This window comes from Streptomyces sp. SAS_272 (genome assembly GCF_052543235.1).
The window spans coordinates 1-11,258 of sequence record NZ_JBMNDR010000153.1; the positions used below are offsets into that span (position 1 = coordinate 1).

Genomic DNA, 11,258 nt, shown 5'->3' on the forward strand with positions numbered 1-11,258 from the left:
GCGGCGTCCGCGAAGGACTCCGCCCCCTGCAACATGCGCGAGAGCGCCTGGCCCGCCACCCGCCCGCAGCGCCCCGCCGGAGCCGTCCGGCCGGTCACGTTGCCGCGACGGCGACTCGGCGGCGGGACCCGATGAGCGCAGCACCGGCGCCCGCACCCGCCCGAGCGCGAGACCACCGAGGTCCTCGCCGGGCGCACCGGACGCCGGCCGCGCCGCCGCCGGTGCGTGGGGAGGAACCGTGAGCGGTCGCTTTCACCGACGGACCCGGCCTGCGCCGGCCGGCCCGACGAGGAAGGCGAAGATCCCGCAGACCGAGACCGAGACCGAGACCGGGACCGGGACCGGGACCGGGACCGGGACCGGGACCGGGCCGGCGGCGATCGTCACGGCGTGGAGAACAGACCCGGCCCCGCAGGCGGGGAGCCCTCGGCGCGGACGCCGCCGGCGACCCGCAGGAACTCCAGCTTCTCCGCATCGGCGGAACCCCCGGCCACCGTGTAGACGACGAGTCGGATGTCGCAGCCGGGGACGGTGAGCACGTCGCAGTCGCAGGTCACCTCGCCCACCTGGGGGTGCACCACGGTCTTGCGGGCCGAGACGTGCGGGCCGACCCTGCCCTCGTCCCACAGACGGGCGAACTCCGCGCTGGCCGACCGCAGTTCCTCGACGAGGTCGGCCAGGCCGCGGTCGCGGGGAGCGCCGACGAGAGCGGTGCGCAGGTCGGCGACGAGGGCGGGCTTGAGGGCGTCGTCGTCCTGGAGCACGGGCCAGGACGCGAGCCGGCCGGGCCCGGTGGCGAAGACCGCCCGTGCCAGGTTGCGCTCGGCGTGGGTCCGCGCGCTGGGGTCGCCCAGCAGCACCGACCATGCGGGAGTGAAGGACAGCAAGGTCCAGTCGGCGCTGAACACGCCCACAGGGAACTCCCCGAGGCGGGCCAGCATCCGCTGGACCCCGGCCGGGACATGCGTGGAGACCGTTCCCTCCCGGGGAGGCAGGAGGCCGGCCAGCCGGTAGGCGTGATCGCGTTCCACGGGCTGCAGTTGCAGCGCCCTGGTCAGGCTCGCGACGACCTGCGCCGACGGGCTCGTGGCACGGCCCTGTTCCAGGCGGACCACGTAGTCGACCGACAGCCCGGCGAGTTCGGCCAGTTCCTCGCGCCGCAGCCCCGCCGCGCGCCGTCCGGGCCGTGAGGCCAGTCCCACGTCGGCGGGGGAAAGGCGGTCGCGCCAGCGGCGCAGTGCCGTGCCCAGCGTCTCGTCCACCCGCCCATTGTGTCCGGCGGGCCCCGCCTCGTGCCTGGTACTGGCTGTCCTACCGTCACGCGAGGCACTGGTCGCCCTCTCCGCACGGGCCGAGAGTGGGCGCATGACGACGACCTTCATCACCGGAGCCAACAAATCCCTCGGATATGAGACCGCCCGCCGCCTGATCGAGGCCGGCCACACCGTCCTCGTCGGCGCGCGCGATCCGGAGCGCGGCCGGGCGGCCGCCGACGCACTCGGCGCCCGATTCGTCCAGATCGACGTGACCGACGACGCGTCGGTGGCTGCGGCCGCCGCCGATGTCGAGGCGCGCGAGGGCGGCATCGACGTCCTGATCAACAACGCGGGCGTCTTCGGGACGCACAGCCCCGCCGACCGGATCACGGCCGCCGACGCCGGCGAGGTGTTCGACGTCAACGTCGTCGGGATCGTCCGGGTGACGCACGCGTTCCTGCCATTGCTGCGCAGGTCCGCGAGCCCGGTCATCGTCAACGTGTCCAGCGGTATGGGATCGTTCGCGGCCACCCACGACGCACAGCGCGTCGAGTCGAGGAACCTCGCGCCGCTCTACACGGCGTCGAAGGCCGCCGTGACCATGCTGACCACGCAGTACGCGAAGTCCTGGCCGGACGTGAAGGTGAACGCGGCCGACCCGGGCTACACCGCGACCGACTTCAACGGGCACAGCGGCCCGCAGACGGTGAGAGAGGGGACCGACGCGATCGTCGAACTCGCCGCCGTCGGCGCGGACGGGCCGACGGGAACCTTCCGCGACCGTCACGGCGCGATGGCCTGGTGATCCGCCCCCCGGCCGGCCGGCCGTCCTGCCCGCCCGGCGTCCGGCAGCGCGTCCGCGCCGTCGCCCGCGCAGTCCCGCACCCGCCCGGCGGCGCGGGGCGCGCGGCGTCAGCCGGCACGCCACGCCCGGGAGCGGCCGGCGTTCACCAGCGCACGTGCAGCGCCGACAGGCCGCCGGTCAGCGTGTTGTCGCGGAACTGCAGCTCGTCCAGGCCGGTGGCGAGCTGCAGGCCGGGGAAGCGCTCGAACAGCGTGGAGAACACGATCTGCAGCTCCAGACGGGCCAGCCCCGAGCCGAGGCAGAACCGCGGACCGTGCCCGAAGGCGAGGTGCTGGGTGCTGTCCCGGGTGATGTCGAAGGAGTTCGGGTCGGAGAAGATGTCCGGGTCGCGGTTGGTCGCCGTGAACGCCAGCAGCACCAGATCGCCCTCGGGAATGGTCAGGTCGCCCACCTGGATGTCCTCGTGCGCGTACCGCGGCAGCACGTCCTGGGTGGACGGGGCGGCCATCCGCAGGATCTCCTCGACCGCGGACTGGACCAGCCCGTGGGGGTCGGCCTGCAGCCGCGCCCGCTGCTCGGGGTGGGTGAGCAGCAGCAGCGTGCCCAGGTCGAGCCGGGTCACGGTCGTCTCGTGGCCCGCGAAGAGAATCCCGGAGGCCATCCGCGCGATCTCCGCGTCCTCCAGGCCCTCCCGCTCCTGCGCCGCGACGAGGTCGGAGAAGACGTCCTCCGCGGGGTCGCGCCGCTTCACCTCGACCAGCCGCAGCATGTAGTCGTTCAGCTCCGCCCAGGCCGCCTTCGCCGCGTCCACGTCGTCCAGGCTGGTCGAGCCCGCCGACAGCCTGCGGAACTCCTCGCGGTCCTCGCCCGGCACCCCGAGCAGCTGGCAGATCACCAGGACCGGCAGCGGGAACGACAGCGCCTCATGGAAGTTGCCCGGGTTCGGGCCCGCCTCGAGCCCGTCGAACAGCTGGCTCACGAGCTCCTCGACACCGGTCTTCAGATGCGCGACCCGGCGGGCGGAGAACGCCGGCGAGAGCAGCCGACGAAAACGGGTGCGGGTGGGCACCTCGTCCTCGGGCCTGCCGAGCGGGCCGGTCAGCACGGCGGCGTTGGCGACCCGCGCGGCCCGCTCCGGATGCGCGTGCGAGCGGCCCAGACGCGGGTCGTTGAGCAGCTGCTTCACCTCGCCGTAGCGGGTGACCAGCCACGCCTCGTCCCCCGCGGACGTGCCGACCCGCACCACCGGAGACTGCGAGCGCAGCGCGCGGAACTTCGGTGCGATGCCGTTGACGTCCTGCGGGTCACGCGGGAAGGGCAGGCGGGCGAGGTCTTGAGCCTGGGTCACGGTCGTGCTCCTCGGGTCAGCGGAATCAAAGGACGGGCGCTCCCGGGAGCGACGCTAGGCAGCTCGGCTAAAGGTGTCTTAAACCGCCTTCCGCACGAACCCGGACCCCGCCCGCCCCCGAGGACGCGCCTCTCACCGCTCCGACGAGGGCGCCGTCGACTCCAGCGGGCGCCGCCGCGCCGGATGCCGCGCAGCGCCGCCCGCAGCCCCTCCACCGCCGACGCGCCCGCCCGCCCGCAGCCCCTCCACCGCCGACGCGCCCGCCGGCGGCTCCGGCACGACGTGCAAGGACCGCTCCCGCCCCCCCCGCCCCTCGCCCTGTCCCCGCTCTTGGATCCCGGAGAGGAGCACCTCCTCCTTCGAGGGGCGGTGGCGGTGCAACGTCGTGGTCGAGGTCTCCGCCGCCGCGGCGATCTGCCCGACCGTCGTCTCCCGGCGCCCGCGCTCCGCGAACAGGCGCAGCGTCTCTGGCTGGACCGCCTGCTCGACCTCGGCTTTCTTCATCTCCCGAAGTCCCGCGCCGGTCATGACGCCATCCGCCCGCACGCCTCCCAAGCGCCGCGAAAGGGGTGCGCAAGGCCCTCCTGCGACCGTGACCCGACCTTCACCGACTCTCCCGAGAAGAGGGTGTCGCACGATGAAAGCGGACAACGTCTACCTGGCCGGCATCGGCACGTGCATCCCCGAGCGGGTCACGATCGACGAGGCCGTCGAGCGGGGGTGGTACGACGCCGCCCTGCGCGAGTCCAGCGGCATGGTCTCGGTGGCCGTCGCCGGTGACACGCCCGCCCCCGACATGGCCGTCAGCGCCGCCCGCGACGCGCTCAAACGCTCCGGGCACGGCCCCGACGACATCGGCGCGCTCATCCACACGCCCGTCTTCCACCAGGGCCCCGACATCTGGTCGGCCCCCCACTACATCCTCCGCCACACCGTCGACCGGCCCGTCCCGGCACTCGAACTGCGCCAGGGCTGCCTGGGCATGGTCACCTCGCTGCGCTTCGCCGCCGACCTGCTGACCGCCGAACCGGACTCCACCGCCGTCCTGGTCACCGCGGGCGACAACTTCTCCACCCCCAACGTGGACCGCTGGTCCGTCAGCGACAACTACGTCCTGGGCGACGGCGGTTCGGCCGTCGTGGTCTCCAAGCGGGGCGGCTTCGCCCGGCTGCTGTCCGTGGGCTCCGTGTCCGTCCCCGAGGCGGAGCTGCTGCACCGCGGCGGCGACCCGCTCTTCCCGCCGAGCGCCACCCTCGGCAAGCCCCTCGACCTCGACGCCCGCGTCGACCACCTGCGCCGGCAGTGGGCCCAGGGCGTCGTCCCGCCCCTCTTCCACCTCGGCGACATCGTCAACGAGGCCGTCGACGCCGTCCTCGCCGAGGCCGGCCTGACCATGGACGACATCACCAGGGTCGCCCACAGCGCAGTGGCCCGCGACCAGGTCACGAACGGATTCCTCGACCCGCTGGGCATCGACGAGGCACGCGGCACCTGGGAGGTCAACCGCCGCACCGGGCACTGCGGCGGCACCGACCAGATCGTCGGCCTCGACCACCTGCTCTCCACGGGCCACCTGCACCCCGGCGACCACGTCCTGCTGCTCGCCGCAGCCGTGGGCATGGAAGTCGGCGCGGCCGTCCTGGAAATCACCGACATCCCCTAGCCCGCACGAGGAGAGGTACGCACCATGAGCCGACCCGTCACCGCCGCCACCGCGCCCGCCGCCACCGCGCCCCCCACCACCGACGAGATCAGGGACGCCGTCGCCCAAACCGTCGGCGTGTCCGCCGAGGCCATCGCCGACGACACCAACCTCGTCGCCGTCGGCCTGAAGTCCCTGCACATGATGCAGCTCATCAACGGCTGGCGGCGCGCCGGCCACCGCGTCTCCCTCAAGGACCTCGCCGCCGACCCCACCGTGGGCGCCTGGTCCCGGCTGCTGAGCTGACGAACGCGCACCCGCACACCGCCGGGGGCCGGGGCGATCCGCCCCGGCCCCCGCACGCCGTCTCAGACGCGGCCCGCCCTCACCCGCGCCCCCCGAACCACTGCCTGAGCGCGACCACGAGCGCCGGATCGCCCAGCGCGCCCAGCCACGCCACATGCCCGTCCGGCCGCAGCAGCACCGCCTCGGCGGCGATGTCCGCCGTCGCCTGCGCCACGGCCACCTCCACCCGGTCCGACCACGGCGCCACCACCGTCCGCGCGGCGCCCCGCCCCGCGGACAGGTCGAGCAGCAGACCCCGCCCCCCGTGCTGCAGCCGCGCCACACTGCTCGGCCCGCCGGGCGTCACGAGCTCCACATGCGGCAGCCGGCGACCGAGCGGCCCCGGCGCGTCCTCGTGCGCGTAACTGACGTCCACCCCCGTCGACAGCTCCAGCAGATACCGGTTGACGTCCGGGAAACGCAGCAGCGCCGTCACCAGCTCCCGCACCGGCGCCACCCGCCGCACCGGATGGATCAGAGCCAGCTGGGTGTCGGTGGCCGACGCCGCGCGCACCGCCGCCGGACGGCGCTCGGCGGTATAGGTGTCGAGCAGATCCGGCGGAGCCCAGCCCAGCAGATCCCCCGCGAGCTTCCAGCCGAGGTTCACCGCGTCCTGCAGACACAGATTGATGCGCAGGCCCGCCAGCGGATAGAACGTGTGCGCCGCGTCGCCGGCCAGGAACACCCGCTCGTCCTGGAAACGCTCCGCCACCCGCGAAGGCCCCCCGTACCGGCGGATCCAGCGCACCGGCACATCGGGGAACGGCCGCTCGTTGAGCCGCTCCACACTCGCCCGCAGCTCCCGCGCCGTCGGCGGCACCGAAGGCCCCGGCAGCTCGGTGTCGAACTCGGCGGTGATCACACGCGTCACCCCCGGCTCCACCGGCACCGACGAATACAGTCCCCCCGCCGGGCAGAACCGCGCCCCGCGGTGCACCTCCTCCAGCCCGGCGAAGTCCATCTCCACATCGGCGACCAGACCGCAGTTCGCCTGACTGGAACCGGGAAAGCGGATGCCCGCCAGCTCACGCACCCGGCTGTCCTCCCCGTCCGCGCCCACCAGATAACTGCCGCGCAGCCGGGACTCCACACCACCGTGACGCACGGTGACCGTGACCCCCGCGTCGTCCTGCTCGTAGCCGACCAGCTCACGCCCCGGCAGCAGGTCCGCGCCCCGCTTCACGGCCCGCTGCTCCAGCTCGCGCTCCAGATACTCCTGGCCCAGCAGCAGCGCGGGCAGATGACGGCCCTCCAACGGGGCGCTGTCCAGCCACAGCAGCGAGAAATGCGTGCCCTGGGACGGCGCGGTGTGCTCCCACAGACCGTCCAGCAGGCCCCGCTGGTCCAGGAGCTCGGCCGCTGTCGTGTTCAGGGCCTGCCCCACGGACCGGCCGCCCTCGCGCGCCGTGTGGCGCTCCAGCACGATCGTGTCGACGCCCCACAGCCCCAACTCGTGGGCGAGCATGAGGCCGGCGGGCCCGCCGCCCGCGATGATGACGGGATCGGACATAACCTGTTCCTAAGGGTCGGCCGGCCCGGGGGACCGGCGTACGGCGTGGTCGATGAAGGACAGGCGCGCGCCCGGGGCCGCGTGCCGGGGGGCGCGGCTCAGACGATCCCGAGCTCGTTGTCGATGAGGTCGAAGATCTCGTCGTCGCTCGCCGCCGAGATGCGCTCGGCCGCCGACCCCTCGGACCCGGCCGCGTCGAACTGGCCCTCCTCCAGGCGCAGCAGGAAGTCCTGCAGCCGGGCCGCGGCCTTGCCCGCCGACGCGGGGGAGACCGCCGCCTCACCCAACGTGCCCTGAAGCGCGTCGAGTTCGGCCAGCAGCCGCCCGAACACATCGGCCTGCGGCGGCGCGAGCAGCTCATCGAGATGCCCGACCAGCGCGGCCGGCGTCGGATGGTCGAAGATCAGCGTCGGCGAGAGCCGGCGGCCGGTCGCCGCGCCGAGCCGGTTGCGCAGCTCGACCGCGGACAGCGAGTCGAAACCGAGCGTCTTGAAAGGCCGCTCCAGCCCGACGCTGTCCGCCGTGGCGTGCCCGAGGACCGCGGCGACGTTCTCGCACACGACCTCCGCCAGCAGCGCCCGCCGCCCCTGCGCGGGCAGCGCCGCGAGCCGGTCGGCGAGCGCCTCGCCCCCGCCCGCCGAACCGCCCGCCGCCCGCGCGGCCCGGACCGCCGGCGCCCCCGCCCGCGGCCGCACCAGAGCGGCGAACAGCGGCTCCAGCACACCGGCCGCCGCCCGCTCGGCCAGCACCGCCGGGTCGAGCCCCATCGCCGCCGACAGCGGCTGGCGCAGCCCGAGCGCCGCGTCGAACAGCGCCAGCCCCTCCTTCGACGTCAGAGCCGTCACCCCCGTACGCGACAGCCGGCCGAGCGCCGTGCCGTCGAGATGACCCGTCATCCTGCTCGCCTGGTCCCACAGTCCCCAGGCGAGGGAGGTGGCGGGCAGGCCTTGGGTGTGGCGGTGGTGGGCGAGGGCGTCGAGGAAGGTGTTGGCGGCGGCGTAGTTGGCCTGTCCGGGGTTGCCGAGGAGGCCGGCGGCGGAGGAGTAGAGGACGAAGGCGGTGAGGTCCAGGTGGCGGGTGAGGCGGTGCAGGTGCCAGGCGGCGTCGGCTTTGGGGGCCAGGACGGTGTCGAGGCGGCGGGGGGTGAGGGTGTCGACGGTGCCGTCGTCGAGGACGCCGGCGGTGTGGACGACGGCGGTGAGGGGGTGGCGGGGGTCGACGGCGTCGACGAGGCGGGCGAGGGCGGCGGGGTCGGCGATGTCGCAGGGGGTGAGGGTGACGGTGGCGCCGAGTCGGGTGAGGTCGTCGGTGAGCTGGGCGGCGCCGGGTGCGTCGGGTCCGGTGCGGCTGGTGAGGTGGAGGTGGCGGACGTGGTGGTGGGTGACGAGGTGGCGGGCGAGGAGGCCGCCGAGGGCGCCGGTGGCTCCGGTGATCAGGACGGTGCCCTCGACGTCCAGCGCACGCGGCACGGTGAGGGCGACCTTGCCGATGTGCTGGGCCTGACTGAGATAGCGCAGCGCGTCGACGGCGTGACTGATGTCCCACGCGGTGATCGGCGGCGGCGTCAGCGCCCCGGCCTCGAACAACGCCACCAGCTCGGCCCATATCGCCTGGATCCGCCCCGGCTCCGCCTCCATCAGGTCGAACGCCCGGTACTCCACGCCCGGATGCCCGGCCGCGACCTGCCCGGCATCCCTGACGTCGGTCTTGCCGATCTCCAGGAAGCGGCCGCCGCGGGGCAGCAGCCGCAGGGAGGCGTCGACGAACTCCTTGGCGAGGGAGTCGAGGACGACGTCCATGCCCTGGCCGCCGGTGGCGGCGAGGAAGCCCTGTTCGAAGTCGGTGGTGCGGGAGTCGGCGAGGTGGGCGTCGTCGAAGCCCAGGCCGCGCAGCGCGTCCCACTTGCCGAGGCCGGCGGTGCCGTACACCTCGGCGCCCAGGTGCCGGGCTATCTGCAGGGCGGCCATGCCCACGCCGCCGGCCGCCGAATGCACCAGCAGCCGCTCCCCGCGCCCCAGCCCCGCCAGATCCACCAGACCGTAGTACGCCGTGAGATACACCACCGGCACGACAGCGGCCTGCTGGAACGTCAGCCCCCGCGGGATCCGCGCCGCCCACCGGTGATCGGTGACACCGACCGGCCCCAGCCCGCCGGACGGGAACAGACCCATCACCCGGTCGCCCGGCGAGAACGCGGTCACCTGCGACCCCACCTCCACGACCACGCCCGCACCCTCGCCGCCGATCCGGGCGTCGTCCCCCGGATACATGCCCAGGCCCACCATCACGTCACGGAAGTTCAGACCTCCCGCACGCATCGCGACCCGTATCTCATGGCCCTTGAGCGGCCCTTCGCCCTCCGGATGGGGCAACAGCGCGAGATGCGCGAGCGTCCCCTTGCTGGTCACGTCGAGCCGCCAGGAGCCGCAGCCGTCCGGCGGCGTCAGCACACCCGACGCGTCCGCCGCGCGCACCAGCCGCGGCACCTGCACCCCCCCGTCGCGGACGGCCGCCTCGGCGAGCCGCCCGGCGAGAGCCCGGACCAGCGCCGCCCCCGTCCCGGACGCCCCCGTCCCCGACGTCACCGGGCCGGCGCCCACGTCGAGCAGCGCGAAACGGCCCGGATGCTCGGTGGACGCCGACCGCACCAGACCCCACACGGGCGCGGCGGCCAGATCACGGATCTCGGGACCCGGCCGCGCCGCGACCGCATCGCGGGTGACCACGACCAACTGCGCGTCCCCGAACCGCTCGTCCGCCAGCCACTCCTGCACATGAGCCGTCGCCCGCCCCAGAACGGCACGCATGGCGTCCGGCACCTCCTCGCCCGCCGGGCCGCCGACGCAGGTGACCAGCGCCCGCGCCGGAACGCCGACGCCGTCGTCCACCGCCGCCCGCAGCGCGCCGAGCGTGTCGTAGACCCGCACGGACGCCGCGTCCCCGCCCGCCTCCCGCAGCGCCTCCGCCAGACCCAGCGGATCAGCCCCGATCACTGCGACCGGCCCGAGCGGCATCGGCTCCTCGGCCCCGCCCGCGGGCAGCGGCGTCCACGCCGGCAGAAGCAGCCCGGCGGTGCCGTCGGTCGCGGCCCCCGCCGCCGCGAGCTGCTCACGGGCGATCGTCCGGGTGGTGAGTTCCCCGACGGTGAGGACGGGTCGGCCGGTGGGGTCGGTGGCGGTGATGCGGAGGGTGTCGGGGGCGGTCCGGGCGAGGTGGGCGTGGAGGGTGGTGGGGTGGGTGGCGTGGAGGGCGATGTCGTTCCAGGCGAAGGGGATGCGGATCCCGGCGCCGGCGTCGGCGTCGGTGTCGGCGTCGGCGTCGGGGGTGGTGGCGGTTTCGGGGGTGGTGGCGAGGAGGGCGTGGAGGGCTGCGTCGAGGAGGGCGGGGTGCAGGGGGTGGTCGTGGGGGGTGGTGTGCGGGGGGAGGGTGATGCGGGCGTAGTAGTCGTCTGCGTGGCGCCACAGGTGGGTGAGGCCTTGGAAGGCGGGGCCGTAGGCGTAGCCCTGGGCGGTGAGGCGGGGGTAGAGGCCGGTGAGGTCGACGGGGGCGGCGTGGGCGGGAGGCCAGACAGCGGGCACGGACTCGGGTGCGGGCGCGGGGGTGGGGGTGAGGGTGCCGGTGGCGTGGCGGGTCCAGGGGGCGCGGTCGGCGTCGTCGGCGCCCGCGTCCGCCTCCGGACGGGAATGGACGGACAGCGCCCGCGCCCCCGAGCCGTCCGGCGCCTCCACGGTCACCTGAAGCCGGACCGCGCCCTGGGAAGGCAGGGCCAACGGCGCCTCGAGGACGACGTCCTCCACCGCGCTCAGACCCGTGAGCCGGGCCGCGTGCAGGGCGAGGTCGAGGTAGGCGGTGCCGGGCAGGAGGGCGGCGCCGGCGATGACGTGGTCGGCGAGCCAGGGCTGGTCGTGGGGGGCGAGACGGCCGGTGAGGACGAGGTGCCCGGTGTCGGCGAGTTCGACGGCCGCGCCGAGCAGGGGGTGATCGGCGCGGCTCAGGCCGGCGCTCGTCACGTCCGCTTGCGCGACGGCGTGCAGCCAGAAGTCCTCGTGCTGGAAGGCGTAGGTGGGCAGCTTGACCCTGCTGCCCCCGTGCAGGAGAGGAGTGAGATCGGCGGCAACGCCGTGGGCGTGCAGAGCGGCCAGGGCGCGCAGGGCGGTGCGGACCTCGTCCCTGTCCTTGCGCAGGACGGCGACCGCGGTGACGCTGCCCGCGTCGATGCCCTCCGCGCGGGTCTCGGTCTCGGTCTCGGTGTCGGTGTGGGTGTGGGTGTCGAGGGTGTTCTTGACGAGGGCGGTCAGGACGGGGTCGGGGCCGAGTTCGAGGTAGGCCGTGATCCCCCGCGCGTGCAGGGC

At 74.5% G+C, this 11,258-nt stretch carries 8 protein-coding genes; 3 read left to right on the forward strand and 5 right to left on the reverse strand.

Annotated elements, in window-relative coordinates; all coding sequences use genetic code 11:
* Window positions 1-383: 383 nt before the first annotated feature.
* A complete protein-coding gene (locus ACN6LD_RS40960) occupies window positions 384-1,262 on the reverse strand; it encodes a helix-turn-helix transcriptional regulator (RefSeq protein WP_445045813.1) in 879 nt (292 codons plus the stop codon).
* Window positions 1,263-1,365: 103 nt separating this feature from the next.
* Here ACN6LD_RS40960 and ACN6LD_RS40965 point away from each other — a divergent pair, with 103 nt between their 5' ends.
* Window positions 1,366-2,061: an SDR family NAD(P)-dependent oxidoreductase gene (locus ACN6LD_RS40965; RefSeq protein ID WP_445045814.1), complete on the forward strand. Its 696-nt coding sequence runs from the start codon at window positions 1,366-1,368 to the stop codon at window positions 2,059-2,061.
* A gap of 142 nt (window positions 2,062-2,203) precedes the next feature.
* On the opposite strand, the gene ACN6LD_RS40970 is transcribed toward ACN6LD_RS40965, so the two are convergent.
* Window positions 2,204-3,409 carry a cytochrome P450 gene (locus ACN6LD_RS40970; protein ID WP_445045815.1) on the reverse strand — a complete coding sequence of 402 codons (1,206 nt, stop codon included), beginning with the start codon at window positions 3,407-3,409 and terminating at the stop codon, window positions 2,204-2,206.
* 132 nt (window positions 3,410-3,541) lie between these two features.
* Window positions 3,542-3,937, reverse strand: coding sequence for a TetR family transcriptional regulator (locus ACN6LD_RS40975; protein WP_445045816.1), 396 nt, complete (start codon window positions 3,935-3,937; stop codon window positions 3,542-3,544).
* Window positions 3,938-4,046: 109 nt separating this feature from the next.
* Here ACN6LD_RS40975 and ACN6LD_RS40980 point away from each other — a divergent pair, with 109 nt between their 5' ends.
* Both ACN6LD_RS40980 and ACN6LD_RS40985 read left to right on the forward strand, forming a co-directional pair.
* Window positions 4,047-5,072: a ketoacyl-ACP synthase III family protein gene (locus ACN6LD_RS40980; protein WP_445045817.1), complete on the forward strand. Its 1,026-nt coding sequence runs from the start codon at window positions 4,047-4,049 to the stop codon at window positions 5,070-5,072.
* A 24-nt stretch (window positions 5,073-5,096) separates the two neighbouring features.
* Window positions 5,097-5,357 carry a phosphopantetheine-binding protein gene (locus ACN6LD_RS40985; protein WP_445045818.1) on the forward strand — a complete coding sequence of 87 codons (261 nt, stop codon included), beginning with the start codon at window positions 5,097-5,099 and terminating at the stop codon, window positions 5,355-5,357.
* Window positions 5,358-5,436: 79 nt separating this feature from the next.
* Here ACN6LD_RS40985 and ACN6LD_RS40990 read toward each other — a convergent pair whose 3' ends face one another.
* Both ACN6LD_RS40990 and ACN6LD_RS40995 read right to left on the reverse strand, forming a co-directional pair.
* Window positions 5,437-6,906, reverse strand: coding sequence for an FAD-dependent monooxygenase (locus tag ACN6LD_RS40990; RefSeq protein WP_319197920.1), 1,470 nt, complete (start codon window positions 6,904-6,906; stop codon window positions 5,437-5,439).
* Between the two features lie 98 nt (window positions 6,907-7,004).
* On the reverse strand, window positions 7,005-11,258 hold a 4,254-nt coding region (locus ACN6LD_RS40995; protein ID WP_445045819.1), incomplete at its 5' end, for an SDR family NAD(P)-dependent oxidoreductase.

Bases quoted from the DNA above. Each gene is read 5' to 3' on its own strand.
- ACN6LD_RS40965 (WP_445045814.1), top strand. From the start codon at position 1,366: ATGACGACGACCTTCATCACCGGAGCCAACAAATCCCTCGGATATGAG.
- ACN6LD_RS40975 (WP_445045816.1), bottom strand. From the start codon at position 3,937: ATGACCGGCGCGGGACTTCGGGAGATGAAGAAAGCCGAGGTCGAGCAG.
- ACN6LD_RS40980 (WP_445045817.1), top strand. From the start codon at position 4,047: ATGAAAGCGGACAACGTCTACCTGGCCGGCATCGGCACGTGCATCCCC.
- ACN6LD_RS40985 (WP_445045818.1), top strand. From the start codon at position 5,097: ATGAGCCGACCCGTCACCGCCGCCACCGCGCCCGCCGCCACCGCGCCC.
- ACN6LD_RS40990 (WP_319197920.1), bottom strand. From the start codon at position 6,906: ATGTCCGATCCCGTCATCATCGCGGGCGGCGGGCCCGCCGGCCTCATG.